This window comes from Bradyrhizobium sp. CCBAU 25360, assembly GCF_028128695.1.
Classification (GTDB): Bacteria; Pseudomonadota; Alphaproteobacteria; order Rhizobiales; family Xanthobacteraceae; genus Bradyrhizobium; species Bradyrhizobium ottawaense.
In genome coordinates, this window is sequence record NZ_LBJA01000041.1 from 438,171 (window position 1) to 464,075 (window position 25,905).

The 25,905-nt window shown below is 65.2% G+C and carries 27 protein-coding genes; 14 read left to right on the plus strand and 13 right to left on the minus strand.

Going from position 1 to position 25,905, the window contains the following annotated elements:
* Nucleotides 1-27: 27 nt before the first annotated feature.
* Nucleotides 28-1,659, minus strand: a complete 1,632-nt coding sequence (gene groL, locus XH81_RS23670) for a chaperonin GroEL (RefSeq protein ID WP_038974643.1) — start codon at nucleotides 1,657-1,659, stop codon at nucleotides 28-30.
* 147 nt (nucleotides 1,660-1,806) lie between these two features.
* Complete coding sequence (locus XH81_RS23675; protein ID WP_018321905.1) at nucleotides 1,807-2,103, minus strand: co-chaperone GroES; 297 nt, start codon at nucleotides 2,101-2,103, stop codon at nucleotides 1,807-1,809.
* Nucleotides 2,104-2,420: 317 nt separating this feature from the next.
* Here XH81_RS23675 and XH81_RS23680 point away from each other — a divergent pair, with 317 nt between their 5' ends.
* Nucleotides 2,421-2,942: a hypothetical protein gene (locus XH81_RS23680; protein ID WP_028140096.1), complete on the plus strand. Its 522-nt coding sequence runs from the start codon at nucleotides 2,421-2,423 to the stop codon at nucleotides 2,940-2,942.
* A 207-nt stretch (nucleotides 2,943-3,149) separates the two neighbouring features.
* Here the strand turns inward: XH81_RS23680 and XH81_RS23685 are convergent, their stop codons facing one another.
* Nucleotides 3,150-3,935, minus strand: coding sequence for a protein phosphatase CheZ (locus XH81_RS23685; protein ID WP_028140097.1), 786 nt, complete (start codon nucleotides 3,933-3,935; stop codon nucleotides 3,150-3,152).
* A gap of 315 nt (nucleotides 3,936-4,250) precedes the next feature.
* Here XH81_RS23685 and XH81_RS23690 point away from each other — a divergent pair, with 315 nt between their 5' ends.
* The gene (locus tag XH81_RS23690; protein ID WP_028140098.1) at nucleotides 4,251-5,063 is read left to right on the plus strand and encodes a L,D-transpeptidase; all 813 of its coding nucleotides are present in this window, start codon (nucleotides 4,251-4,253) and stop codon (nucleotides 5,061-5,063) included.
* A gap of 734 nt (nucleotides 5,064-5,797) precedes the next feature.
* Here the strand turns inward: XH81_RS23690 and XH81_RS23695 are convergent.
* The 6 genes from XH81_RS23695 to XH81_RS23720 all read right to left on the minus strand — a co-directional run bounded on the left by XH81_RS23695 (nucleotide 5,798) and on the right by XH81_RS23720 (nucleotide 11,752).
* Nucleotides 5,798-6,616, minus strand: a complete 819-nt coding sequence (locus tag XH81_RS23695; RefSeq protein ID WP_028140099.1) for a DUF2076 domain-containing protein — start codon at nucleotides 6,614-6,616, stop codon at nucleotides 5,798-5,800.
* Between the two features lie 125 nt (nucleotides 6,617-6,741).
* Nucleotides 6,742-7,587, minus strand: coding sequence for a ChbG/HpnK family deacetylase (locus XH81_RS23700; RefSeq protein ID WP_028140100.1), 846 nt, complete (start codon nucleotides 7,585-7,587; stop codon nucleotides 6,742-6,744).
* Entirely contained in the window at nucleotides 7,584-8,636 is a 1,053-nt protein-coding gene (locus tag XH81_RS23705; RefSeq protein WP_028140101.1) for a glycosyltransferase family 2 protein, read from the minus strand. The genes XH81_RS23700 and XH81_RS23705 overlap by 4 nt, the downstream gene beginning before the upstream one ends.
* Before the next feature lie 98 nt (nucleotides 8,637-8,734).
* Nucleotides 8,735-9,712, minus strand: coding sequence for an ATP phosphoribosyltransferase (gene hisG / locus XH81_RS23710; RefSeq protein WP_028140102.1), 978 nt, complete (start codon nucleotides 9,710-9,712; stop codon nucleotides 8,735-8,737).
* Nucleotides 9,713-9,715: 3 nt separating this feature from the next.
* On the minus strand, nucleotides 9,716-10,867 hold the full coding sequence (locus XH81_RS23715; protein WP_028140103.1) for an ATP phosphoribosyltransferase regulatory subunit: 1,152 nt from the start codon (nucleotides 10,865-10,867) through the stop codon (nucleotides 9,716-9,718).
* A 132-nt stretch (nucleotides 10,868-10,999) separates the two neighbouring features.
* On the minus strand, nucleotides 11,000-11,752 hold the full coding sequence (locus XH81_RS23720) for a 16S rRNA (uracil(1498)-N(3))-methyltransferase (protein WP_271596385.1): 753 nt from the start codon (nucleotides 11,750-11,752) through the stop codon (nucleotides 11,000-11,002).
* 210 nt (nucleotides 11,753-11,962) lie between these two features.
* Here XH81_RS23720 and XH81_RS23725 point away from each other — a divergent pair, with 210 nt between their 5' ends.
* Both XH81_RS23725 and ubiA read left to right on the plus strand, forming a co-directional pair.
* Entirely contained in the window at nucleotides 11,963-12,625 is a 663-nt protein-coding gene (locus tag XH81_RS23725) for a hypothetical protein (protein ID WP_028140105.1), read from the plus strand.
* 141 nt (nucleotides 12,626-12,766) lie between these two features.
* Nucleotides 12,767-13,723, plus strand: coding sequence for a 4-hydroxybenzoate octaprenyltransferase (ubiA, locus tag XH81_RS23730; RefSeq protein ID WP_028140106.1), 957 nt, complete (start codon nucleotides 12,767-12,769; stop codon nucleotides 13,721-13,723).
* Between the two features lie 109 nt (nucleotides 13,724-13,832).
* On the opposite strand, the gene XH81_RS23735 is transcribed toward ubiA, so the two are convergent.
* Complete coding sequence (locus XH81_RS23735) at nucleotides 13,833-14,351, minus strand: DUF6101 family protein (protein ID WP_038947504.1); 519 nt, start codon at nucleotides 14,349-14,351, stop codon at nucleotides 13,833-13,835.
* A gap of 265 nt (nucleotides 14,352-14,616) precedes the next feature.
* On the opposite strand from XH81_RS23735, the gene XH81_RS23740 reads away from it, so the two are divergent.
* The 7 genes from XH81_RS23740 to XH81_RS23770 all read left to right on the plus strand — a co-directional run bounded on the left by XH81_RS23740 (nucleotide 14,617) and on the right by XH81_RS23770 (nucleotide 20,829).
* Nucleotides 14,617-16,035, plus strand: a complete 1,419-nt coding sequence (locus XH81_RS23740; protein ID WP_028140108.1) for a TldD/PmbA family protein — start codon at nucleotides 14,617-14,619, stop codon at nucleotides 16,033-16,035.
* A complete protein-coding gene (locus XH81_RS23745) occupies nucleotides 16,022-16,840 on the plus strand; it encodes a 3'(2'),5'-bisphosphate nucleotidase CysQ (protein WP_028140109.1) in 819 nt (272 codons plus the stop codon). The genes XH81_RS23740 and XH81_RS23745 overlap by 14 nt, the downstream gene beginning before the upstream one ends.
* Before the next feature lie 63 nt (nucleotides 16,841-16,903).
* The gene (locus XH81_RS23750) at nucleotides 16,904-17,146 is read left to right on the plus strand and encodes a DUF4170 domain-containing protein (protein WP_028134338.1); all 243 of its coding nucleotides are present in this window, start codon (nucleotides 16,904-16,906) and stop codon (nucleotides 17,144-17,146) included.
* Nucleotides 17,143-17,862 carry a lysophospholipid acyltransferase family protein gene (locus XH81_RS23755; protein ID WP_028140110.1) on the plus strand — a complete coding sequence of 240 codons (720 nt, stop codon included), beginning with the start codon at nucleotides 17,143-17,145 and terminating at the stop codon, nucleotides 17,860-17,862. Before XH81_RS23750 ends, XH81_RS23755 begins: the two co-directional genes overlap by 4 nt.
* Complete coding sequence (locus tag XH81_RS23760) at nucleotides 17,825-19,171, plus strand: 3-deoxy-D-manno-octulosonic acid transferase (protein ID WP_085967873.1); 1,347 nt, start codon at nucleotides 17,825-17,827, stop codon at nucleotides 19,169-19,171. Before XH81_RS23755 ends, XH81_RS23760 begins: the two co-directional genes overlap by 38 nt.
* Nucleotides 19,164-20,180, plus strand: coding sequence for a tetraacyldisaccharide 4'-kinase (gene lpxK / locus XH81_RS23765; protein WP_028140112.1), 1,017 nt, complete (start codon nucleotides 19,164-19,166; stop codon nucleotides 20,178-20,180). The genes XH81_RS23760 and lpxK overlap by 8 nt, the downstream gene beginning before the upstream one ends.
* Nucleotides 20,181-20,493: 313 nt before the next feature.
* Nucleotides 20,494-20,829, plus strand: coding sequence for a GYD domain-containing protein (locus tag XH81_RS23770; protein ID WP_018321923.1), 336 nt, complete (start codon nucleotides 20,494-20,496; stop codon nucleotides 20,827-20,829).
* A gap of 362 nt (nucleotides 20,830-21,191) precedes the next feature.
* Here XH81_RS23770 and XH81_RS23775 read toward each other — a convergent pair whose 3' ends face one another.
* Complete coding sequence (locus XH81_RS23775; protein WP_162832262.1) at nucleotides 21,192-21,389, minus strand: hypothetical protein; 198 nt, start codon at nucleotides 21,387-21,389, stop codon at nucleotides 21,192-21,194.
* Between the two features lie 506 nt (nucleotides 21,390-21,895).
* On the opposite strand from XH81_RS23775, the gene XH81_RS23780 reads away from it, so the two are divergent.
* Nucleotides 21,896-22,210 (plus strand): hypothetical protein, encoded by a 315-nt coding sequence (locus XH81_RS23780; protein WP_028140114.1) that lies wholly within the window; start codon nucleotides 21,896-21,898, stop codon nucleotides 22,208-22,210.
* Nucleotides 22,211-22,340: 130 nt separating this feature from the next.
* Here XH81_RS23780 and XH81_RS23785 read toward each other — a convergent pair whose 3' ends face one another.
* The gene (locus tag XH81_RS23785) at nucleotides 22,341-22,568 is read right to left on the minus strand and encodes a DUF2093 domain-containing protein (protein WP_018321926.1); all 228 of its coding nucleotides are present in this window, start codon (nucleotides 22,566-22,568) and stop codon (nucleotides 22,341-22,343) included.
* Between the two features lie 190 nt (nucleotides 22,569-22,758).
* Between XH81_RS23785 and XH81_RS23790 the strand changes: the two genes are divergently transcribed.
* Both XH81_RS23790 and XH81_RS23795 read left to right on the plus strand, forming a co-directional pair.
* A complete protein-coding gene (locus XH81_RS23790; RefSeq protein WP_028140115.1) occupies nucleotides 22,759-23,583 on the plus strand; it encodes a dienelactone hydrolase family protein in 825 nt (274 codons plus the stop codon).
* 212 nt (nucleotides 23,584-23,795) lie between these two features.
* Complete coding sequence (locus tag XH81_RS23795; RefSeq protein ID WP_162832261.1) at nucleotides 23,796-23,939, plus strand: hypothetical protein; 144 nt, start codon at nucleotides 23,796-23,798, stop codon at nucleotides 23,937-23,939.
* Between the two features lie 246 nt (nucleotides 23,940-24,185).
* On the opposite strand, the gene xseA is transcribed toward XH81_RS23795, so the two are convergent.
* Nucleotides 24,186-25,808: an exodeoxyribonuclease VII large subunit gene (gene xseA, locus XH81_RS23800; RefSeq protein WP_028140116.1), complete on the minus strand. Its 1,623-nt coding sequence runs from the start codon at nucleotides 25,806-25,808 to the stop codon at nucleotides 24,186-24,188.
* Between the last annotated feature and the right edge of the window lie 97 nt (nucleotides 25,809-25,905).

Here is a 25,905-nt window from a genome sequence, read left to right on the forward strand (position 1 = left end):
TTCGCAACATTGTAACGGAACGGAGGCTTAGAAGCCGCCCATGCCGCCGCCGCCGGGCATCGCGGGCGAGGCTTCCTTCTTCGGCGTTTCGGCGACCATGGCCTCGGTGGTGACCAGCAGGCCGGCCACGGAGGAGGCGTCCTGGAGCGCGGTGCGCACCACCTTGGCGGGATCGATGATGCCCTTCTCGATCATGTCGACATAGTCCTCGGTCTGGGCGTCGAAGCCGAAGGTCTCGGACTTGTTCTCCAGGATCTTGCCGACCACGATCGAGCCTTCCACGCCGGCGTTTTCCGAGATCTGGCGGATCGGAGCCTCGAGCGCCTTCAGCACGATGTTGATGCCGGCCTGGACGTCGGCATTGGCGTTGGTGAGACGGCCGACCGCCTTCTTGGCGCGCAGCAGCGTGACGCCGCCGCCGGGGACGATGCCTTCCTGCACCGCGGCGCGGGTGGCGTTGAGAGCGTCCTCGACGCGGTCCTTCTTCTCCTTGACCTCGATCTCGGTGGCGCCGCCGACGCGGATCACCGCGACGCCGCCGGCCAGCTTGGCGAGACGCTCCTGGAGCTTCTCACGGTCGTAGTCCGAGGTGGTCTCCTCGATCTGCGCCTTGATCTGGCCGACACGGGCCTCGATGTCCGGCTTCTTGCCGGCACCCTTGACGATCGTGGTGTTCTCCTTGTCGATCACGACCTTGCCGGCGCGGCCGAGCATCTTCACAGTGACGTTCTCGAGCTTCATGCCGAGGTCTTCGGAAATGAGCTGGCCACCGGTGAGGATGGCGAGGTCCTCGAGCATGGCCTTGCGGCGATCGCCGAAGCCCGGCGCCTTGACGGCGGCGACCTTGAGGCCGCCGCGGAGGCGGTTGACGACCAGGGTGGCCAGCGCCTCGCCCTCGACGTCTTCGGCGATGATGACGAGCGGCTTGCCCGACTGCACCACGGCTTCCAGCACCGGAAGCATGGCCTGGAGGCCCGAAAGCTTCTTCTCGTGCAGGAGGATGTAGGCATCCTCGAGCTCGGCGGTCATCTTCTCGGGGTTGGTGACGAAGTAGGGGCTGAGATAGCCGCGGTCGAACTTCATGCCCTCGACGATGTCGACTTCGGTGTCGAGCGACTTGTTCTCTTCGACGGTGATGACGCCTTCGTTGCCGACCTTCTGCATCGCCTGGGCGATCATCTTGCCGATGGCGGCATCGCCGTTGGCCGAGATGGTGCCGACCTGGGCGACCTCGGAGGAGGCGGCGACGGGCTTGGCCCGCTTCTCGATGTCCTTGATGACGGAAGCGACCGCGATGTCGATGCCGCGCTTGAGGTCCATGGGGTTCATGCCGGCGGCAACCGCCTTGGCGCCTTCGCGCACGATGGCCTGGGCCAGCACGGTGGCGGTGGTGGTGCCGTCGCCGGCGAGGTCGTTGGTCTTGGAGGCGACCTCACGCACCATCTGGGCGCCCATGTTCTCGAACTTGTCCTCGAGCTCGATCTCCTTGGCGACGGTGACGCCGTCCTTGGTGATGCGGGGTGCGCCGAAGCTCTTCTCGATGACGACGTTGCGGCCCTTCGGGCCGAGCGTCACCTTGACGGCGTTGGCGAGAACGTCGACGCCGCGCAACATGCGATCGCGCGCGTCTCCGGAAAACTTGACGTCTTTGGCAGCCATTTTAGCAATCCCTCGTGTTTGGTGATGTGTCTGCCGCACGCCCGTCGCATCAATTCCGGGATTCGTGGACCGAACCCGGCGGAATGATGGATGCCCGGACCGCCTGGATCCGGGCATGACATTCAGCGGCTGTTCAGGCGGATGGCCTTAGGCCAGTACGCCCATGATGTCCGACTCCTTCATGATCAGGAGCTCTTCGTTGTCGATCTTGACCTCGGTGCCCGACCATTTGCCGAACAGCACGCGGTCGCCGACCTTGAGGTCGATCGGGGTCAGCTTGCCGGTCTCGTCACGGCCGCCGGGGCCGACGGCGACGACCTCTCCCTGGGAGGGCTTTTCCTTGGCGCTGTCCGGAATGATGATGCCGCCCTTGGTCTTTTCCTCGGCGTCGATACGTTTGACCACGACACGGTCATGCAGCGGACGAAATTTGGATTTAGCCATGACGTTTCCCTTTGGAGGCTCGCTTCGGAAGTAGTGGAAGTGGGTGGGGCGGCGCTTCCGTCCATCCCCCTATCCCGAGGATCGAACGGCGTGCTTAGCAATCGGGCTTTCCGAGTGCTAATAGTGGGCCCGGAAATATGGCTTGGCCGCGATCCTGTCAAGCAAAGGTGGTTAAGCGATTGGTGAGGCGGATATAGGATGGTGGCACTGGAAACTTGTTCGGGGCGCCGACGTATTAAAGGACGTCATTGCTCCGGCAGCGGTTTTGCGCTTGGCTGCAGGAGGGGTGCGGCCATGGTCTTGTTCGGGGGAATGCCATGATCAGTTCAGCTCACGCGCGCACGGTTGCCAATCTGGCCGCCGCCTCTTGTCTGGCGCTGCTGCTGGGCGCCTGCGGCGGCGGCATGAGCCTGCCGTCCTTCTCGTCGTCCTCGCCGCCGCCCGAAGCCGAGCCGGGCGTCGCGCCCGAAATGCCTGCGACCATTCGCGGCGACGAGATCGTCGGTCGCTGGGGCCTCGCCTCGTTCCAGAACCCCGCCGACCGCGCCCGCACCGAGGCCGCCGCCCGGGCCCAGTGCAAAAATCCCTACGTGATCACCGCCGGCTCCTCCGGCGGCGTGATCATGCATCTGGCCGACCAGGCAACGCCCCAGGAGCTGCGGCTGAAGGGCTCGCCGAGCGGCAAGAACTACATCGGACCGGCGGGTCCGACCCCCGGCGAGCAGGACCGCGAAATCATCTCCTTCGACGGCCGCGTCCTGATCACCCGCTTCATCGACAAGGACGCCGCCACCCGCTACGGCAACATGGTCTACGTCCGCTGCGCGCCGCGGGCGTGATGTTCGTCTTCCGTCATTCCGGGGCGCGCGAAGCGCGAACTATGGTGCGCACTCGCGCACCTGAGAATCTCGATGTGGTGAGCTTCCTGCCTTAAATCTCCGGATTCCGGGTCCGGCTCTGTCGAGCCGCCCCGGAATGACGGGCTGGGCCAAAAACAAAAACGCCGGCTCTCGCCGGCGTTTTGTTTTTCGCTATGTCGCGTCCGCTCAGTCGAACAGCGCGTCGATGTCGTCCTGCGAGGCGTGGCCGACGTCGCCGGCGAGCTTGGGGCCGTTGAGAAGCTTGTCGTCCTCGCTGCGATTGTCGACCTGCGGCACGACGTGGGACTTGATCGCGTCGACGCCGCCCCAGATCTCCATCATCGCATTGATGTGCTGCTCGATGAACTTCATCGTGCCCATCACCTTGCTGATGCGCTGGCCGGTCAGGTCCTGGAAGTTGCAGGCCTCGAAGATCGAGATGACGCGTTCCTGGATGTCGTCGGCGAGCCGCTTCTGCTGGTCGATCGAGTCCACCTTGGACATTGCGCTGGCGGCCTGGTCGATCGACTCCGCGGCCTCGAGGATCTGCTGGGTCGCCTGCTCGGTGCCGCCGACCACCGCGCCGAGCTCGCCATTGACCTTGGCCATTTCGCCGCCGTCAAAGCTCTTGCCGTGCAGTGTCGCGATTTCGCGCTTGGTGCGGTCGATGGCGTCATGGATGAGGTCGAGCTCGACCTTCAGCTTTTCGCACTGCTCGATCTGGGCCCGGTAGGTCTCGAGCATGGTACGAGCCTCGGAGAGCTCGTGGGCGGTGGAGGCGTCGATCGCCGCCATGGCTGCGCTGCCGGACAAGGGCAAGGGCGCGGTGCCTTTCGCCATCTGTGCACGGATCGCACGTAGCTCGGCCATGATCTCGCTGTGCATCGGGATTGCCTCTTCAGTTACGTCCAAAATCGGCATCTCGCCACCAGCGATATCCTCGACGCGAAAACGTTTGCGGTGAACAGCCATCTGGATACTCCCCCCACCTCACTCACGCGTCTTTGTAGGCAGAAGCGATTTAACACGAAGTTCACGGCAGGAACTGTTGTGCGGCTGCGCGCGACGGCGCGCAAAGAAGCGATTAACCATGGGCGCGCGGCGTTCATCGAAAATAAACGCTGATCGCCAAATTGCCCCGCTGCTGACGACGTGGTGAATCCAAACGCCGCTTCTGTTTACCAAACAAAACGGCTTTTGCTTTTTATTGACCACGTCGGGGGCGCGGACCAGCCATCAGCTCTCCACGGCGCATGTGATCTAGACGAAACAGTACAGAGTACGTCGATGTTCAAGAAAATGTCTGTCGCGCTGCTTGGCAGCGCTTGCACCTTCATTGCCGGCGCAAACAGTGCCAGCGCCTTCGACAATTCGGTGCCGAACGATCCGCCCGCGGTGCTCTACCAGCCGCAGGTGCCGCCGGCGCCGGTGCGCGTCGCCTCCAATGCGAACATGGGCGGCGGCTTCATCGAGTTCCTGTTCGGCGACGGTCCCGGCCGCGGTCCGGCCTACGCGCCGCAGCAGCCGGTCTATCAACAGCAGCCCGGCTATTACGACCAGCGCCGCCTGCCGCCGATGGGCGAGCCGCAGATGCAGGGTGGATATCAGCAAGGCGCGGTTCAGCAGGAGACGGCCGACCCGCGGCAGCGTCAGTTCGATCCAAGGTTCGAGAAGCAATCTGTTGACTATAGCGGCAAGGAAAGTCCCGGCACCATCGTGGTCGATACCCCGAACAAATTCCTCTATCTCGTCGAGGGCAATGGCAGGGCGATGCGCTACGGCATTGGGGTCGGGCGTCCCGGCTTCACCTGGTCCGGCGTGAAGGCGATCACAGCCAAGCGCGAATGGCCGGACTGGACGCCGCCGGCCGAAATGATCGCGCGCCGTCCCGATTTGCCCCGGCACATGGAAGGCGGTCCGGAGAACCCGCTCGGCGCCCGCGCGATGTATCTGGGCTCGACGCTGTACCGCATCCACGGCTCCAACGAGCCCTGGACCATCGGCACCAACGTCTCCTCCGGCTGCATCCGCATGCGCAACGAAGACGTCATCGACCTCTACGGCCGCGTCAATGTCGGCACCAAGGTCGTGGTGATGTAGCCCAGCGCTCGCTGCGAGCCGTCAACTCCGCGTGTCGCGCCGGCTCGCGACGCGCGGCATCGAAGGCGTTGCGCGCCGCCGGCGTACGTCCTCCGGCCAAGGTCCAAAGCGCGATGCGATCAGGATGAATCGTCATCGCGCTTAAAGCATGATCTTTTCGGAAAACCGCTGCGCACTTTTCCGGATCATGCTTTAGGCTGGCCGACGATGCCGCCTCGAACCGAGACGAGGGGCAACAGAGCAGCGACGACGAGTTGATGAATGGGAAAGCGATGCGCGAACGGAGCGTTTCAACCGCCGCGCCGACAGCTCTGCCTTCTTGAGGCGCTCGTGCAGTCCCTCCAACTCCGACAACTCGGTGATGAGATGAGTTGTCACGTTGGTCAGGGTTGCGATGCGCTGCTGAAGTGGACTCATTTTTAAAACCCCGACTATAACCAAGAGAGGCAACCACATTGGTGTGTGGCATGAGCAACGTGTTCTTCCAGTTGAACACCCATGTCCGAATTTGGAAATCCGGGAGTCTACGGTCGCACGCGTCAGACGGCGATTTGATTTGTCATGGTGAATTCAGGCGCGTCGGGTAACCTTCAGCTCAGTCCAATGGAGCTGCGCATTAGTCATATTATATCGAGCGTCCTCTCTCCTTGCCGTGGCACAAAAGACGCTCGAGCCCATGCTCTAAAGAAAACGGCCGCCGAGAGGCGGCCGTCCGCATCTTTCGGACGAATTGCTCACGCGTAATCGCTGCCGCCATCGTCGTCGCCGCCGAAATCGCTGTCGTCGGCTACGTCCATATTGCCGTCGTCGTTGTTGTCGCCGTAGTTCTGGTCGTTGTCGTTACGATCGTTGTTCGCCTGGTCGGAGAAGCTCTGGCGGGACTCCCGGTTCGAGCCGATGTCGTTGAGGCCGGCATCGCGCGCGAGCGAGCCGCCGGACTGGTCGCTGCCGCCCCAAGGACTTCCACCAGCGCTGCGGTCGCCGAGGGCGTTGGTGTCGCCAAAGGCCTGCTGATGCGATCCGCCCATCATGCCGCGGATGCTCGAGAGCAGCAGAGAGCCGCCGACGACGCCGGCCGCAGCTGCCGCCGCGGTGCCGAGGAACGAGCCGCCGCCACCGCCCATCGGCGGTGCGCCATAACCCTGGCCCGGGCCCTGACCTTGGCCGTAAGGCGGCTGACCGTAGCCCGGCTGCGTCTGCTGCATCGCTCCGCCGCTGTTCCAGACCGGCCGCGTGTCACGCGGCGGCACGTTCGGAACCGAGCCGCGCGAGGGGCCTCCGCCGAACAAGGTATCGCGCATGGTGTCGAGGAAGCCGCCGGACTGCGCCTGCTCGGGCGCATGGGCCGCTTCCAGCTCCTGGATGCGGTTATGGGCACGCTTCAGCGCTTCGTCCTGCAGCAGCGTGGTCTGCACCAGCGCATAGATCGCGCCGGGTGCCTTGCGCAGTCCGTCCGAGATCGCGGCGATCGCGTCGGGATCGCGCGGTGCGTTTTCCAGTTTCGAAAGCCGGTCGAAAAGGTCGTCGACGAGCTGGCGTTCCTGCGGCGTCATGATCAGTCTCCCTCGCGCAAAACAAGCGCGAAGCAGATGTAGGGTTCCATTGTGGCCCCAACAGTGCCGGCCGGATTAAATTTCGGTATGCGACAAGCTGCCCCGCGGCTTGCTGTCCGCCGGTGTCATCCCAGCGTGGCGCCGCTGTCCGCCAGCAGACGCGCGAAGGCGTCGCCCGCCAGATAGGCGTGCTCGCGTTCGCGGACATCCGTCATCGGATCGAGGCCGGCGAGGACATCGTCGACGAAGCCGGGGTGGCACATCACGAGGCCGCCATCTGGCAAGCCTTCCAGGAATTGCCGCATCAGCTCGCCAAAATCGGCCGCCCGCGTGAAGTCATAGGCGCCGGCAAAGCCCGGGTTGAAGCTGAGCCCCGCGCTGCCGGCACGGCGGCGGAATTGCGCGCTGAGGACGTCGAGCACGATGGCCTTGGGTGAGGCCAGCCGCTGCTTGAGCGGCAGGTCGCGGCCGCCCTGGCGCACCCAGGCGTTCGGCGCGCCTTCGCGGACCGCATCGACAAAGCCGTCGCGCACCTGCGGATAGAGCTGCACATGCTGATGGCCGTCGACGAAGTCAGGCGCGCGCCCGAACGCTTCGGCGAAGGCGGCGAGCTGCGCCTTCACCTCGTTGCGGAAGAATTCGCGGTCGAGCCGCCGCAAAATGCCCGCGCGCAGCAGCTTCGGAAACGGCATGAACATGTCGCCGTCGAGCGGGCGGAAATGCATGGTGAGGGGACGGAACGGCGCCGACAGCGTCACGTGCAATCCGATCGCGCAGCGCGGGCTCGTCTTCGCCGAGGCCTGAAGCGCCTCGACCTCGCTGCGCGCGATTGCGGGCCCCACCATCATCACCGAGGTGGCGTTGAGGCGGCCGCGTTCGATCAGGTCGCGGATGGCGCGGTTGACGCCCGGGCTGATGCCGTAATCGTCGGCACAGAGCCAGATCCGCCGCAGACCCGCGGCCGCGCTCATTCGGCCGCCGTCCTCTTCGCGGCGTCGCTCGAAGCGTCCTGCGCCGCTTCGAAGTGCTTTTCACTATGCTCGGCGACGAAGTAGATCGGGCGCGCCTTCAGCTCGGAGAGGATCTTGCCGATATATTCGCCGACGATGCCGATCATGATGAGCTGCACGCCGCCGATCGTCATCAGGCCGATCACGAGCGAGGGATAGCCGGGCACCTGCTTGCCGGTCGTGAACACCTCCCAGAGGATCGAAAGGCCGAACAAGAAGGCGCCCCCGGCGAGAATGACGCCGAGCAGGCTGGCGAAGCGCAGGGGGGCCACCGAAAACGAGGTCAGGCCCTCGATCGACAGGCCGAGCAGGCTCGCGGCGTTGAAGGTGGTGACGCCATGGGCGCGCGCGGACGGCTCGTAGTCGACGCGGATCTGGCGGAAGCCGATCCAGCTGGCGAGGCCCTTGAAGAACCGGTTGCGCTCGGGCAGCTGCCTGAGCGCCGTGACCGCGCGCGGCGACAGCAGGCGGAAGTCGCCGGCGTCCTCGGGAATCTTCTGCCGTGCCCCCCAATTGATCAGCGCGTAGAAACCGTGCACGGCGACCCGGCGCAGGAAGGTCTCGTTGTCGCGATGCGCCTTGGCGGTGTAGACGACGTCATAGCCGTCATCGATCCAGTGCCGCACCAGCTGTTCGATCAGGGCCGGCGGATGCTGGCCGTCGCCGTCCATGAACATGACGGCGCCGAGCCGGGCATGGTCGAGGCCGGCCATCAGCGCCGCTTCCTTGCCGAAATTGCGCGACAGCGACACCACCTGGACGTCGATCGCGTCGGCCGGCAGCGCGCGGGCGATCGCCAGCGTCGCATCCTTGCTGCCGTCATCGACATAGACGACCTCGCAAGCCAGCCGATAGCGCTCCCGCAAGGTTTTTGCCAGATCGCAGATGCGCTGGTGCAGGGCGGCGAGGCCCGCCGCCTCGTTGTAGACGGGGACGACGATCGACAGTCCCTTCGCCGCGGCGGTGCCTGCGGTCGTCGTCATGCCGGAAACGTCGGAGCCCAGCGTCATCGATCAAGTTCCAGAAGCGTTCAAAGTCATCTTAACAGCATATGGTAGCTGCCGTTTGCTGTCGCAAAGCTGAACGGAAAAGCCGAACGGCCTGAGGCTCACTGCCGCAGGAACGCCTCCAGCTTGGCGAACAGCGGGTTCTCCCGGTCGAACACGTAGTCGAGCGAAACCACCGAGACGGTCTCGGCGCCATGCTCGCGCAGGAAGCTTGCCAGCGCATAGAGCTGTCCCGGCGGGCAGTGCAACGTCAACATGCCCGACGAGGTCGGCCCGCCGAACGGGGCTTCGACGCCGAACCGGCCATGGGCTTCGCCGAGCAGCGCCGCGTCGCATTGCCGGAAGCGGGTGCGGACCTCGCGATACTTGTTGGCTCGCGCCCTTGCTGCGATGTGATCGAGGATGACGCGCGCGGTCTCCCGCGCCTGCGGCGTCCAGTCGGCCTCTTTCGAGGCGACCAGATTGGCCTGGCTGCGCAGGATCACGCCGTCGTCGAGCACCCGCAAGCCGTTGGCGGCGAGCGTCGCGCCCGTCGTGGTGATGTCGACGATCAGCTCGGCGCTGCCGGCCGCCGGCGCGCCTTCGGTCGCGCCGCTACTTTCAACGATGCGGTAATCGGTGATGCCGTGGCTCTGGAAGAAGGTGCGGGTGAGGTTGATGAACTTGGTCGCGACCCGCATCCGCATGTGATGCTGCTCGCGGAAGCCGGTGGTGACGTCGTCGAGGTCGGCCATGGTGCGAACGTCGATCCAGGCCTGCGGCACCGCGACGACGACGTCGGCGTAGCCGAAGCCGAGCCCGTCGATCAGCGACACGCGCTTGTCGGCGTCCGCGATGTTCTCGCGCACCAGGTCTTCCCCGGTGACGCCGAGATGCGCGAGGCCGCGCGACAGTTGCGAGGCGATCTCGCTCGCCGAGAGATAGGCGACCTCGACATTGTCGAGGCCTGCAAGCGTGCCGCGATAGTCGCGGGCGCCGCCGGCCTTCGACAGCTTGAGCCCGGCACGGGCGAAGAAGGCCTCGGTGTTTTCCTGCAGGCGGCCCTTGGAGGGAACGGCCAGAACGAATGGCGCGCTCATGACTTAAGCTCCCACCTTGCGGCCGATCTTCGTCAGCGCATCCACCCAGACCGAGAAGCCGACCGCAGGGATCGGTTCAGTCGATCCAAGCTGGGTCATCAGCCCGTCATAGCGGCCGCCGGCGACCAGCGGCTCGGCGCCGTTGCCCCGGTGATGCAGTTCGAATTCGAAGCCGGTGTAATAGTCGAGCCCGCGCCCGAACGCGGTCGAGAAGCGCGTCTGCTTCACGTCGATGCCCCGCGCCGCCATGAAGCCGACCCGGCTCTCGAACTGGTCGATCGCAGCCGTGAGGTCGAGCCTGGCGTCGGCAGTGAGCGCGCGCAGCTCGGCGATGGCATCGTCGGGATTGCCTGCAATCGTCAGGAAGCGCTTGAGCACGGCAATCGCCTCGCGCGGCAGCGCACCGCCCTTCAGCGTCGATTGCTCGAGGAAGCGGTCGGCGATCTCGGCCGTGGTGCGTCCCCCGACATTGGTGGTGCCGGCGATCGACATCAGATCGGTGACGAAGGCGAGCGCCGCCTTGCGGTCGGAGCCGGCGAGGGCGGCGAGCACGCCCTCATATTCGCTGCGGGTGGCGGTGGTCGCGGCCGCCAGCCGTTCCAGATCCTTTTCCAGGCTGATCTTGCGGTTGAAATCCTTGACCAGGCGGCGGCGCCAGACCGGATAGAGGTCGAGCGCGTCGAGCAGCGCGTTGAACAGCGCCACGTCGCCGGTGCGGATCTCGACGTCGCGGACACCGAAGGCCGCGGTCGCTTCGAGCCCGAGCGCCAACGTCTCGGCGTCGGCCGCGGCGCGGTCCTGGCGGCCGAACGATTCGATGCCGGCCTGCAGGAATTCGCTGGCTTGACCGCTGCGGTAGCGAAACACCGGGCCGAGATAGCTGAACCCGGCCGGCTGGCCGGCACGACCGGAGGTCAGGTAATCGCGCGCCACCGGAATGGTCAGGTCCGGGCGCAGGCACAGTTCCTCGCCGGAGAGGTCACTCGTCAGGTACAGGCTCTTGCGGATGTCCTCGCCGGAGAGGTCCAGGAACGGCTCGGCCGGCTGCAGGATGGCAGGCTCGGCCCTGACGTAACCGGCCTGCGCGAACGACAACAGCAGCGTATCCGCCCAGGCGGCGGAGCCGGCAGCATTTGAGGTGGCAGTCGCGGTCATAACTGGGTCCATCGTCCCGGTGGAACCGGGCAGGGCAAGGGGAGGCAAGCGAATTGCGCTGCCCTTAGCATGGCCCGAAAGCGGTTTCGACCTCCAAAGGATCAATCGCTTAACAGGCGGGCAACGCCGGGATCAGCTGGCATTGCCCCAATCGCCCAGCACCGCCTGTACCAGCGCCAGGGCGGCCACGGCGGCGGTATCGGCCCGCATGATCCGCGGGCCGAGCGCCAGCCGGAGGATCCTGGGCTGCCGCAGCAGCAGGGCCCGCTCTTCCTCGGCAAAGCCGCCTTCGGGGCCGATCAGCACGTCAATCCCCTGTCCGGCCTCGCGGGTGTCTTGCAGGCTTTGCACCGGGTTTTGCACCTCCGCCGCCTCGTCGCAGAAGATCAGCAGGCGGCCCGCAGGGCGCTGACTGAGATACCGCTCCAGCGGCACCGGCTCGGCGACCATGGCGATGCTCAAAATGCCGCATTGCTCGGCCGCCTCGACGACATTGGCGCGCATCCGCTCGGTGTTGACCCGGGAGGTCTGGGTGAACCGGGTCAGGACCGGCTGCAGCGCGGCGGCGCCCATCTCGATGGCCTTCTGGACCATGTAATCCAGCCGGGCATGCTTGAGCGGGGCGAAAACGTAGGCGACGTCGGGCAGTCCGTCCTGGAGCCGGGTCTGCTGCAGGATCACGAGACCGTCCGGCCGCTTGCGACCTTCGATGGCGGCCTGCCACTCGCCGTCCCGGCCGTTGAAGGCCAGAACCTCGGCTCCGGCGGCAAGTCGCAGCACATTGCCGAGATAATTGCTCTGGTCGCGGTCGAGCGGGATCCTGGCGTCCTGGGCAAGAGGAGCGTCGACGAACAGGCGGGGAGCGCGAAAATCGTGGGAGGGCATCGTTCAGGGGTCCGATTTGGGGCCGTTCTTAACCGAAAGCAGCCATTCCGGGGGTAAATATTGCCGAAATGGTGCGTCCCCGCGCCGCGCTCTTGCCCTATTCAACGGGTTGTTAAGCGCCGGCGGGAATCGTAAAAACGCGAACACGCTGGTTGCGCTTCAATTGGGAAGACGCTGAACCCCGTAGCTCCTGCCGGAGAGACTATCCTGATGATCCGTCATTTGATGGTTCCGATCACTGCCGCCATGGTCACCCTGAGCACCGCGGGCGCCTATGCGCAAAGCGCCTTCCCGGCGCCGCTGCCGAACCAGGCCGCCACCAGTTCCGCGTTTCCCCCGGTGAACGGCTCGGCGCCGACCGCTTCGGTCGGCACGGCACCGCAATCGTCCTTTCCCGTGAATGGCGCCGCGCCCGTCGGCGGCGCTGGCGCGTTCAGCGCGGCCCCGCCGACCCAGGGCGGCCCCGGCGAGGACTGCATGAAGGCTTTCATTCCTCTGCGCGAGGAAGCCGAGAAGCGCGGCAAGCTGATCAAGGCCGCGAGCGACCGTCATGCGCCGCCGGACGAAGCCTGCAAGCTGATCCGCAATTTCAGCCAGGCTGAGACCAAGATGATCAAGTACATCGAGTCCCACGCCGCCAAATGCGGAATCCCGGCGCAGATCGGCGCGCAGATGAAGGACGGTCACAAGAATACCGAGGCCATGGCGACGAAGGTCTGCAACGTCGCGCAGCAGATGCAGAACCAGCCGCGCGGTCCGGCCGGCCCGTCGCTGAGCGAGGTGCTCGGTTCAGGCTCGGCGCCTGAGGCCAATGCCGGCAAGAAGGGCGGCAGCACCTTCGACACGCTCAACGGCAACGTCCTGACCCGATGATACACGTGCCGCCGATTTGAAGTTCCTACGGTGCTTGCCGCGAGATCCTCATAGGAACTTCAAATCGACAAGCGGCACGTGAATTATAATTTCTTGCTAGTGCCCTTGTAGTTTTCGAAGTTCGTACCGGAATACGCCGCGATGGAATACGAACTTCGAAAACTGGGCACTAGCACATCCGCCCGCGTTGCCGATTCCACCGGCAACTGGGTCGATACGCTCGCGCCGCCATGGGCGCGGCCTTATTTGCGATTGTCCCGCTTCGATCGTCCGATCGGCTCATGGCTGCTGTTGATGCCGTGCTGGTGGTCGGCGGCGCTCGCGAGCGGCATGGCGCATGACGTCCGCGGACTGCCGCTCACCATCGTGCTGTTCTTCATCGGCGCCTTCGTGATGCGCGGGGCGGGCTGCACCTGGAACGACATCACCGACCGCGACCTCGACGCCAAGGTCGAGCGCACTCGCTCGCGGCCGCTGCCCTCGGGGCAGGTGAGCACGAAGCAGGCGCTGGCCTTCATGATCGCGCAGGCCGTGATCGGTCTCGTCGTGTTGCTGCAATTCAACCGCTTCGCGGTCCTGACCGGCATCGCCTCGCTCCTGATCGTCGCGATCTACCCCTTCATGAAGCGCATCACCTGGTGGCCGCAGATCGTGCTCGGGCTTGCCTTCTCCTGGGGCGCCCTGATGGGATTTGCCGTCACCTTCGGCCGCATCGACGTCACCGCGATGGTCCTCTATGCCGGCGCGATTTCATGGGTGATCGGCTATGACACGATCTACGCGCATCAGGACGCCGACGACGACGCGCTGATCGGCATCAAGTCCACCGCGCGCCTGTTCGGCGCGCACACGCACCAGGCGCTGATCCTGTTCTACGGGCTCGCTGTGATGTTGATCGGCGTCGCGCTGGCCTCAGGCGATGCTCGCTGGCCGGCCTGGCTCGGGCTGATCGCCTTCGCCGTGCATCTGGCGTGGCAGATCATGCGGCTTAGGATCGACGATCCCGAGCTGTGCCTGCGCCTGTTCAAGTCGAACAAATATGCGGGAGCGCTGCTGTTTGCGGGGTTGCTGGTGGACGCGGTGATGCGGGCGGCGTAGCTGCCGTAGGGTGGGCAAAGGCGCCCTTGCGCCGTGCCCACGATCTCTCAATGATTGAAAAAGGTGGCACGCTTCGCTTTGCCCACCCTACGGCACCTGTGAATGCCGTCTAATTCCTCGCGATGATCTCGCGTTCTTCGCGATGAACCGACAGCTCGCGCGCCATCGCAACGCGGCGGCGCATCAGGAATTTCGGACGGCGGGCGCGGATCGCATTGGCGCGGCGGCGGCGGGCTGCGGGCTTGCGCGCACCTTCGTCGAGCTGCGGAAGCGCGAACAGCTCGCTCCAGATCGCCAAGGCCTCGACGAGCTCGTCGCCTTCCGCGCCGACGAGCAGCGGAACGGAGAGCGAGGGATCGCGATGCACCAGGACGATGGCCTGCGCTTCGTCATTGCCGCGCAGTGCGACGCCTGTGAAGTCGCTGACGCGGACGTTGATCGCCATCTGCATGCCGCGAACGGCACGGCGAAGCACGACGCGTTCGCGATGAAGCTCGATCTGCCTGACATGTCCGTCGGCGCGCGGATCGTGCGCATCGAAGCGGACCGGAAGGGAAAGGGGGTCGAGCCGCAGAGAGCGGCTCGACCCGGCGGGAGCGACCCCGCATGTTGCTGTTTGACGCCTCACGGCTTTAGTTCTCCCCGCCGGGATTATGTTCCCGGTCGATGCGAGGACCTTAGCGCGCGGCTTTCCGAAACCGCTTAAAAAGGCTGGTTAACCCACCGTCACTGCTGCTCATGATTGACAAGACCTTGGCGCGCATGATTGACGAGACGTTGCGCCAAAGGTGCGAATCTGAGCTTTTGGCGGGCTGAAAATGCTTGAAGTCCGCGCGATCAGGGCACATCTGTGGGTTCCGGTCCCGAACCCCCGCCCCAACAGGATTTCGTTCGTGAACTCTTCACCATCCGCAAGCTCGACGCTTTCGTCCAAGGATTCCGTCAAGGGGTCAAAGGCCAGCCGCGACCTGTTCGACCAGTCCGCCTTGTCGGATCTGGCGCAGCGGCTGGTGGAGGCGGCCAAGCGCGCCGGCGCGGATGCGGCCGACGCGGTCGCGGTGCGCGGCGTCTCGCAAGGCGTCGAGGTGCGCGACGGACGCGTCGAGGAATCCGAGCGCTCCGAGGGTGACGACGTCGGCTTGCGCGTGCTGGTCGGCCAGCGCCAGGCCGTGGTCTCGACCAACGACGTCAGCGGCGATGCCGTGACCAAGCTTGCCGAACGCGCGGTCGCGATGGCGCGCGTTGCGCCCGACGACAAATATGTCGGGCTCGCCGATCCCGCGCTGCTCGCACGCGACTTCCCCGATCTCGATCTGCTCGATCCCGATGTGCCTGCCACCAGCGAGCTCGAGCGCCGCGCACTCGCAGCCGAGGCTGCGGCCCTCGCCGTGAAGGGCGTCACCAAATCCGGCGGCGCCTCGGCGTCCGCGGGCATGGGCGGCATGGTGCTGGTCACCTCGACCGGCTTCCACGGCTCCTATTTGCGCTCCAGCCAGGGCATCTCGGCCACCGCCATCTCGGGCGAAGGCACCGGCATGGAGCGCGATTACGACTTCACCTCGGCGCCGCATGGCGCAGACCTGTTGTCGCCGGAGATCGTCGGCCGTTCCGCCGGCGAGCGCACGGTGGCGCGCTCCAATCCGCGCAAGGTCGAGACCTGCAAGGTGCCCGTCGTGTTCGATCCGCGCGTCGCCGGCTCCCTGGTCGGTCATGTCGTCGGCGCCATCAACGGCGCCTCGATCGCGCGCAAGACCAGCTTCCTCAAGGACAAGCTCGGCCAGCAGCTGTTTGCGAAGAACATCCGCATCATCGACGATCCCCTGCGCAAGCGCGGCCTGCGCTCGCAGACGTTCGACGCCGAAGGCGTTGCCGTGAAGAAGATCGCGCTGATCGACGAGGGCGTGCTGACGACCTGGCTGCTCGACTGCGCCACTGCGCGCGAGCTCGGCCTTGCCACCACCGGCCATGCTCACCGCGGCGTTTCTTCCTCGCCGTCGCCCGGGCCGTACAATCTGCATCTCGAGCCCGGCACGCCGACGCCGGCCGAGCTGATCTCCGATATCAAGCAGGGCTTCTACGTCACCGATCTGATCGGCTCCGGCGTGAACGGCGTCACCGGCGATTACAGCCGCGGCGCTTCCGGCTTCTGGATCGAGAACGGCGAGATCACCTATCCCGTCAGCGAGGTGACGATCGCCGGCCATCTGTTCGAGATCTTCAAGTCGATGCAGCCCGCGAACAATCTCGAGTTCCGCTACGGCATCAATGCGCCGACGGTGCGCATCGAGGGATTGACGCTTGGCGGACGTTGAGGCGAACGCCCCGGGCGAAACCATCCTGACGCGCGATGCGGCGCTGCTGCAGGACACGGTGCGGGAAGCGGGCGCGCTGGCGCACTCGATGTTCCGCACCGAGCTGAAGAAGTGGACCAAGGGTGCGTCCTCGCCGGTCTCGGAAGCCGACATCGCCGTCAACGACCTGCTCGAAACGCGCTTGCGCAGTGCGACGCCGGATTATGGCTGGCTCTCGGAGGAGAGCGCCGACGATGCGGCCCGGCTGTCGCGGCGGCTGACCTGGATCGTCGATCCCATCGATGGCACGCGCAACTACCTCAACGGCCACGACGATTGGTGCGTCAGCGTCGCGCTGGTCGAGGATGCCGCGCCCGTGCTGGCCGCGGTGTTCGCGCCGACGACCGATGAGTTCTTCTTCGCCGCACGCGGCCAGGGCACCACGCTCAACGGCGCAGCCGTGCAGGCTTCGCCCGGATCGGTGCTCGACTTCTCCCGTGTCGCCGGCCCGAAACCCATGGTCGAACGGCTCAACAGCTCCGGCCGCGAGATCAAGCTGCATCCGCGAATCGGCTCGCTCGCGCTACGCCTGTGCCGGGTCGCCCACGGCGCGCTGGATGCGGCTTTTGCGGGGGGCAACAGCCATGATTGGGACCTTGCGGCGGCCGATTTGATCGTGCAGGAAGCCGATGGTAGGATGAGCGACCTCTCCGGAGAACCCATCCTCTATAACCGCCGGGAAGTGGCGCACGGGGTGCTGGTGGCAGCGGGACGCGATCGTCATGCGGGCATTGTCGCGCATTTTCGAAACCGTCCCTTGGCCTAAAGCGCTTTTCGTCGTGCTCGTCGAACACTGCTTTTGCCGGGCAGCCCGCTAGGAACAGAACTCATGCCAGATAGTGCCCCGCAACAACTGCTTCACCTCGTCATCGGCGGGGAGCTCGTCGATCTCGAGCAGAACGTCTTCAAGAATCTCGACGACGTCGAGATCGTCGGCCTCTATCCGAATTATGCGACCGCGCATGCCGCCTGGCGGGCCAAGGCGCAGAGCACGGTCGACAACGCGCAGATGCGCTATTTCATCGTCCATCTCCACCGGTTGCTCGACCCGAATCAAGAACCGGCGCGTTGAAAAAACTGCTTCGCAATACGCTGCGAAGCAGCTTCGTTCAGCGTGCCGTCGGGGTCCTGGCGGCCGAATATCTGCGTCTGGTCTGGCGGACCAACAAATTCACGTTGGATCCGCCCGACGTCTATGCGCAGGTTGAGCCGCAGCTCCCTGCGATCTTCGCGTTCTGGCACGGCCAGCATTTCCTCACGCCCTTCATCAAGAACCAGAACAAGGCTTCCTATCGCGCCAAGGTCCTGATCTCCCGCCACCGCGACGGCGAGTTCAATGCGATCGCCGCCGAGCGGCTCGGCATCGGCACCATCCGCGGTTCCGGCGATCATGGCGGCGCCTTCCACCGCAAGGGCGGGGTCGGCGCCTTCAAGGAAATGGTGCGCACGCTCCAGACCGGTTGTAATGTCGCGCTGACCGCCGATGTCCCCAAGCGCTCGCGCGTGGCCGGGCTCGGCATCATCATGCTGGCACGGGAATCGGGGCGGCCGATCATGCCTTTCGCGATGGCGACCAGCCGCTTCGTCCGGCTCAAGAACTGGGACCGCACCACCATCAATTTGCCATTCGGGCGGGGCGCATTGGTCGGCATCAAGGAAATCCACGTTCCGCCGGACGCCGACGCCGCCATGATGGAAGCGCTGCGGCAGGAGCTGGAAGACACGTTGAACGAGGCGACCCGCCGCGCCTATGCGCAACTCGGCCGCCCGGGACCGGAAGATGCCTAAATCGCTGCCCATTGCGCTGCCGATCACGCTGCGGATGTACCGGCGCCTGGCCTCCGGCCTGGTGCCGCTTGCGCCGGCGCTGATCAAGCGGCGGCTGAAGCAGGGCAAGGAGGATCCCGCGCGCGTCGGCGAGCGGCGCGGCCTGTCCCGGGACGTGCGGCCGCATGGTCCGCTGGTCTGGATCCACGGCGCCAGTGTCGGCGAGGTGCTGGCCGCGGCGGGGCTGATCGAGCGCCTGCGCGATCTCAACTTACGCATCCTGCTCACCTCGGGCACCGTCACGTCGGCCGCAGTGGTCGCAAAGCGCTTTCCGCCCGACGTCATCCATCAATACGTGCCGTATGATTCGCCGCGCTATGTCGCGCGCTTCCTCGATCATTGGAAGCCGTCGCTGGCGCTGTTCATCGAATCCGATCTGTGGCCGAACCTGATCCTGGCGGGCGCGACGCGCCGGGTGCCGATGGTGCTGATCAACGGGCGGATGTCGCCGCGCTCCTTCCCGCGCTGGCGCCGCATGCAGGGCACCATCTCGGCGCTGCTGTCGCGTTTCGACATCTGCCTTGCGCAGTCGAAGACCGATGCCGAGCGCTTCTCCACGCTCGGCGGCCGCGACGTCGTCACCACGGGCAACCTCAAGCTCGACGTGTCGGCGCCGCCGGCCGATCCCGCCAAGCTCGAACGGCTGATGGCGATGACGCGCGGGCGCCCCATCATCGTCGCGGCCTCGACCCACCCGGGCGAGGACGAGATGCTGGTCGCCGCGCATCGCAGCCTCTCCGGCTTCTTCCCGCAGCTCCTCACCGTGATCGTGCCGCGGCATCCCGATCGCGGCTCCTCGATCGCCGGCCTGATCACGGCCTCAGGCCTGAAGCCGGCATTGCGCTCGCGCGAGGAGCTTCCGACCGCGACCACCGATATCTATGTCGCCGACACCATGGGCGAGCTCGGCCTGTTCTACCGGCTGTCGCCGATCGTGTTCATGGGCGGATCGCTGATCCGTCATGGCGGGCAGAACCCGATCGAGGCGATCAAGCTCGGGGCCGCGATCGTACATGGCCCACACGTTTTCAACTTCGCCGATGTCTATGAGGCGCTCGACGGCAGCGGCGGTGCGCGCCAGGCCGACACGCAGGAGGCGCTGGTCAAGCAGCTCGGCCAGCTGCTGGCCGATCCCACCTTGCGCGACAAGATGCAGCGCGCAGGCAGCGGCGTGGTCGAGGAGCTCGGCGGCGCGCTCGATCGCACCATGATCGCACTCGAGCCGTATCTGCTGCAGCTGCGGATCGAGATGGGAGCCGCCAATGCGTGAGCCGGCCTTCTGGTACCGGCCACGTTCCCTCCAGTCGTACGCGTTATGGCCGCTCGGAGCGCTCTACGGCGCGATCACCGAACGGCGCATGCTGCGCAAAGGCGTGGATACCGGCATCCCCGTGATCTGCGTCGGCAATTATCACGTCGGCGGCGCCGGCAAGACGCCGACCGTGCTGGCGCTGACGAAGCTTTTGCGCGAGCTCGGCGAGACGCCGGTGGTGCTCAGTCGCGGCTATGGCGGACGGCTGAAGGGCCCGGTCATGGTCGACCGCGCGCGCCACACCGCTTCCGACGTCGGCGACGAGCCCTTGATGATGGCGCGCGACGTCCCGGTCGCTGTCGCGCGGGACCGCCTCGAGGGTGTCGCGCTCGCCAAATCGCAAGGCGCCACCGTCATCCTGATGGACGATGGCTTTCAGAACCCGCGCCTGGTCAAGGACACCTCGCTGATCGTGATCGATAGCGAACGTGGCCTCGGCAACGGCAAGGTATTTCCCGCCGGCCCGCTGCGCGCGCCGCTGAAGGCGCAGCTTGCGCGCACCGACGCGCTGGTGTTGATCGGCGACGGCCGCGCCGCCAACGATGTCGCGACCGAGCTTGCCAAGCGCGACAAGCCGGAGCTGCGTGCGCGCCTGAAGCCGGACGCCGGGTCGGTCGCAAGACTTTTGGGCAAGCCGGTGTTCGCATTCGCGGGCATTGGCGATCCCGAACGATTTTTCCGCAGCTTGCGCGCCTGCGGCATCGAGGTCGCGCGCACGCGCGCCTTCGCCGATCACCACATGTTTTCAAACGACGAGATCGCAGCTCTCGCAGCGGAGGCGCAGCGCGAGCAGCACACACTGGTGACGACGGAAAAGGATCTCGCGCGCCTCCGCGGCCGTGAAGGCGTGCCTGACAGCATCGTGCCGTTCGCCGTGCAGCTCGAATTCGATGATCCGGCAGCGCTCCGGCAATTGATCAGCGATCATCTCTACAAGGCGCGCGAGCGGCGGTTCAGCAGGCGATGATCTCGTTGGGTGGGCAAGCTAGTCCGCCGTAGCCAAAGAGCAAAGGATGGAAAAACAATTCATCCATCGCCATGCGGTATTCGACAACTGATCGGGCGACATGTCGCGGCTGATGAATTCTCTTCCGCACGTTCGGGAGTTGATGTAGCCTTCCATCAGAGCCGTCACCGGGACGTGCCGACCTCCCGGAAATCATCGGCGGCGTTTATGCCCACGGCGGGCAGTACCTTCATCACTTCAGATGCAGCGGCCGTAACGATCAGTTCGGAACGGCAGGGAGAATCATTGCCAAAAAACCAGAGGAGAACATGCCATGCATTTTTGCCTCACCGGACAGTACACCCCACGCGCTCTCAATGCCATTTTGGAGAATCCCACGACCGATCGCCAGGAGGCGGCACGAAAGCTCATCGAAGCCGCCGGCGGAAAGCTGCTTTCGATGTACAGCGTTGCGGCCGACGGCCCAGGCGTTTTGGTGATTTTCGATGTGCCTGATCCGGGTGCGGCGCCGGCCATTTCCGGCCTGACCGTCACCGCCGGCACCCTGCAGAATGTGAAACTGACCAGGTTGTTCACGCAGGACGAGATCAAGCAGGTTCGCCAGAACGCGGCGAAGCTGCGTTCTTCGTATACCCCGCCCGGAAGCTGACATCCGGACCTGGAGCATAATCCGGAAAAGTGCGCAGCGGTTTTCCGAAAAGATCATGCTTGAACCAACCCAAAGCGCGATGACGATTCATCCTAATCGCATCGCGCTTTGGAGCTTCGGTTCTGATGAGCAGAACCGGAGCTCTGAATTCCCGTTCTTGACGCGCCTTCTTCACGCGAATCGCGGCTCGGCAATCAGTCATGCTCACCACGCCCCAACGGCCATTAATCCAATAATGGTCAGGCACGAGACGCAGGCCACCACGACGGTATAGCATTCGGGCGTATTCATTGTTCACTCCCAAACTGTTGCCAATTGCTTGGTCACTGCTACGCGGGAGAGATCGCCGGTTGCGGGCCACTTCAATGCGGCAGGCCGAGACCGGTCTTGCGATGTGCGTCCGTCCTCTCATCGTCAACCTGATCCGCAGGATGATGATGCGCTTCGAGAGCTTCGGCGCGTTCAGCCGCGATCAGAAGCTGTTTGCGCATTTCAGCGAGACGGGCGCGACAATATTCACGATAGAGCAGGTCCAATATGGTGGGCATGATCACCCCCATCGTTTGACTCTCGATTTACAGATATTCCACCGCAAATTTTCGAGGTGATCGTAGCCCGTCAGATGGCTCTTTCGATATGAGCCCGTTCACAGACTGCGCCAATTCCAAAGCTCGAGGGCCGTTTTGGTTGACCTGATTGTCTGTGCGATAAAAGGAACAGGGCCAATTACCTAACGAACACTGTAGCAGCTCTCTGTTTCAACAAGACTTCGTCAAACAACTTAAGGGCGCCGGATCGCGACAAAGAATCCAACCACAACGCGAAATGACTAACTACGGAGTGCAAGTATTCTTCGATGCAACGCGGATCGACACGATGGAGATCTTTTCCTCTGTGAGCTCGCTGTTCAGGTGCATGCGAACATCACCTCATCCCGATGATGTGCAAAAGCTGCACCGCTCGTGCCATGCCGCACTGCTGCGCTTTGCCCAACCTGCAGCAGCCTGCCATTCAGGCGACATTCATCGCAAAACGCCTATCGGTTCCCGACGATCAGGAGAATTCGATGAAACTGCCGTCTGCGACCGTTGCCGCCAGCCTTGTGTGTCTGATCGTTGCGCCCGTGTTCGCACAAACGCCGCCTGCGGCTTCTCCCGCTGCGCCAACCAGCACGGTGCCGGTTCCCGCGACCAAGCGCGTGACGTGCCTTGCCACAACGGCGAGCCTGAAGGGGCAGGACAAGCGCGACCAGCTGCAGCTCTGCATGGCGCAGGCGCGGCTCGATTGCCTGAAGCAGGCGATTGATCAGAAGGTCGTCGGCGAAGCCAGGAAGAGCGCGATCAAGACTTGTGTGGGTGCGGATGGTCACGAGCAGCAATAGCAGAACGACGCCACGAACTCGCTCTCGTAGGGTGGGCAAAGCGACGCGTGCCCACCTTGTCCATCGCGGTCATCGAGAGATGGTAGGCACGGCGCTTTGCGCCTTTGTCCACCCTAGGAGGGCGGAAAGCTCATTGCTGCGGTTTCGGCGCGCCGGGGAAATGCCGCTGCAGCACGGCGGCGGGTGTGGCGTAGGCCTCCTGCAAATCCACGCTCCAGTACTTCAGCTCGTCGAGCGGAATCCGCGTGTCGGTGATGGCGCAGCGCACGAAGGTCCCCGGCGAGATCACGCGGAAGTCGCCGTCGAGATATTGCACTTGCGCTTCGCCATGGCCCGAGGGGCCGAACTTGTTCAGCACGGTCGAAAGTCTCCGTGGAAGGCCGCTCCGTGGAAACTGGAGGGCACGATGTGTTGGACGGGATGTAGCATAGATAGGGTGGCTTGTCCGCCCGGTAAACCCACCGGTTTGTGATGTTTTGCCGCCGTTTCCGCGTGATAGTGCTTGGGCGAAGGATCGCTGGTTCCGGCATCTCCTTTGGCAGAGTCCGATGCGCCTTCGACTGACCACCCTGTTCCTGATGCTGCTGATGTCGGCCGCGCGTGCCGCGCCGGCGCCGCAGCCGGTCGACATTCCGCTGGCGTCCGGCGTGCTGCACGCTCAGCTCTACAAGCCAGAAGGTGCGGGGCCGTTTCCGGCCGTGATCGCGCTGCACGGCTGCGGCGGCCTCGGCAGCCATTCCGATCCCGTGCTGCCGCGCTATCGCGATTGGGCCGAGCGCCTGCTCAGGGCGGGCAATGCCGTGCTGCTGCCCGACAGCTACGGCTCGCGCGAGCTCGGGCCGCAATGCCGCGTCAAGGAGATGCACGTCAAGGCGAGGCGTGAGCGCGTCACCGACGTCGCAGCATCGCGCGCCTGGCTGATGAAGCAGTCCTGGGTGGCGCGCGATCGCGTCAGCCTGATGGGCTGGGCCAACGGCGCGAGCGCGCTGCTGTGGGCCGTGCGGCCGCAGGGCGCGGCGCGTGACCTGGAGCCGGATTTCCGCGCCGCGATCGCGTTCTATCCGGACTGCCGGATCTCCGCCGGTCTCGGCTGGAGCACGCGGGTGCCGACCCTGGTGCTGATCGGCGCCAATGACGATGTCTCCTCGCCGCCGGCCTGCCGCCAGATGGTCGAGGGCGCGCATGGCCGCAGCGCGCTCGCACGCATCGTGGTCTATCCCGGCGCCTATCACGATTTCGACCGCGCCAACACGCCGCTGCACGCAGCCGGCGGCAGCAACGATGCCGCCGTGCCCGAGCGCGGCCATCTCGGCACGGATGCCGAGGCGCGCGCGGAGTCGCAGAAGGACGTCGCGCAATGGCTGGCGCGCTAGTTCGGATGAGCGGACTTGTCGAGCCGTAGCTCGGTCGAAGCGAAGGCGGAAGCGGGGCCGCCCGAGGAACAAATTCAGGCGGACAGCCCCGCATCGACCACCGCCCTGCACGGACTTGATGGCCGACCGGGAATCTACGGATCGCATGCGCACCGGTTTCAGCACGTGACGGCGCCTTAGTTCGACCACGATGTCGATTAAACGCAGTCCTCATGCGCATCGTCCTCTTCGCCTCCGCACTGGCCGTCTTCACCGTCGCGATCTTCCTGTACGAGGCCCACGCCGGCGCGCCACAGCGCGCGCCGGAACATTGCGGCTTCTGGACCACGATCGATGCGGGATTGTCGTGTAAGTAGGGGCATGCTGTCCCGACATGCTCCGTCATTGCTTGGTCGCTTCAGCGCAAAATTGCTACGCTATCTTGTCGCGAGCTCCTCGCAATGACGCTTGGGAATACACGCGCGTCCCACACAATCGATCGCCCGGCTTGACCGGGCGATCCAGTACGCCGAGGCGGCTGTGAGTCATCGAGAAGCTGAGGCGTACTGGATTCCCGGCTTTCGCGGGGAATGACACCGAGAGTGGAGCGCCGTTCTCACACCTCAGAACAGGCTGCCCTGATCCACCGGCTTGGCCACGCGCTTCGGCGCGGGCTTTGCGTCCGCCGCAGCCGACTTTGGCTGCGCTGGCGCGCGCTTTGCCGTTGGCGCCGGCCGATCCGCGTCCGCCGTTGCTCCGACACGGCCATCGGCAAACTCGATCTCGAGCCGCGCATTCGGCCCGATGCTGTCCGCCGCATGCAGCGGATGTCCCGCCTCGTCCCGCACCAGCGCAAAGCCGCGCGCGAGCACGCTGCGATACGACAAAGCCGACAGCAACTTGCCGCTGTTCTCGACGCGGGCCTCCAGCCGCTGCAGCAACGTGACGAGTGCGCGGCCGGCGCGCTCGCTGAGGCGATGCGTGCGCTCGCGCTGCCGGGCGATGGCGTTGCGCTGCGCCTGCGCATTGGAGAGCTTCGACGCGCGCAAGCGAACCTCGAGTCCGGCAAAGCGGTCGCGCCGCCGCCGCAGCAGCGAGCGCGCGGACAGACCCAGCCGTTCGCCGCACACGGTGAGGCGGTGGTCGGCCTGCGTGATCTGGCCGTGCAGCACCCGCAGCGTCAGCTTTGAACTTGCGGCGGTAAACCGGCGGAAATGCGCGTGCGTGTTGGCCTTGAGACAGCGCGGCAGGGCGCTTCCTGCCGAATCCAGCCGCTGCCGCGGAATCGCCAGCAGATCGCCCGCCGCTGGCAGCGCGCGTGCGGCGGCGCGCAGCTCGCTGCGGCGGCTCTCCTGGCTGCGTTGCCAATAGGCGCGGGTGCGGCGTCCGAGATCGGCGACCTCGACGAACAATTCGCTGCGCACGGGAACCGCCATCTCGGCCGCCGCCGTCGGCGTCGGCGCGCGCTTGTCGGCGACGAAGTCGATCAGCGTGATGTCGGTCTCGTGCCCCACCGCCGAGATCAGCGGGATCATGCTCTCGGCTGCCGCCCGCACCACGATCTCCTCGTTGAACGACCAGAGGTCTTCCAGCGAGCCGCCGCCGCGCGCGACGATCAGCACATCGGGCCGCGGAATCTTGCCGCCCGGGGCAATCGCGTTGAAGCCGCGGATCGCGGCCGCGACCTGCTCGGCCGAGCCGTCGCCCTGAACTTTCACCGGCCACACCAGCACGCGGCGGGGGAAGCGGTCCTCCAGCCGGTGCAGGATGTCGCGGATCACGGCGCCGGTCGGCGAGGTCACGACGCCGATCACCTCCGGCAGCCACGGCAGCAGCTGCTTGCGCGCTTCGTCGAACAACCCTTCCGCGGCGAGCTTCTTCTTGCGCTCCTCCATCAGCGCCATTAGCGCGCCGATGCCGGCCGGCTCCAGCGCCTCGATCACGATCTGGTACTTCGAGGAGCCCGGATAGGTCGTCAGCTTGCCGGTGGCGATGACCTCGAGCCCTTCCTGGGGCTTGAAGCGCATCCGGCCGTGCACGCCCTTCCAGATCACCGCCTCGATCTTGGCGCTCTCGTCCTTGAGCGCGAAATAGCAATGGCCGGAGGAGTGGGCGCCGCGGAACCCCGAGATCTCACCGCGGACCCGGACATGGCCGTAGGTATCCTCCACCGTCCGCTTCAGGGATTGGGAGAGCTCGGAGACGGTGAATTCAAACGCGTTGTTCAGTTGTTCCGCAGGCGGCATCGGCAAACGATTCGGCATTTTGGGGTCAGACCCGACGTTAAGGATTTTCGCCGCGCGGCGCCAATCCAGGGATTGTTTTGAAGAGTACTCGGTATTA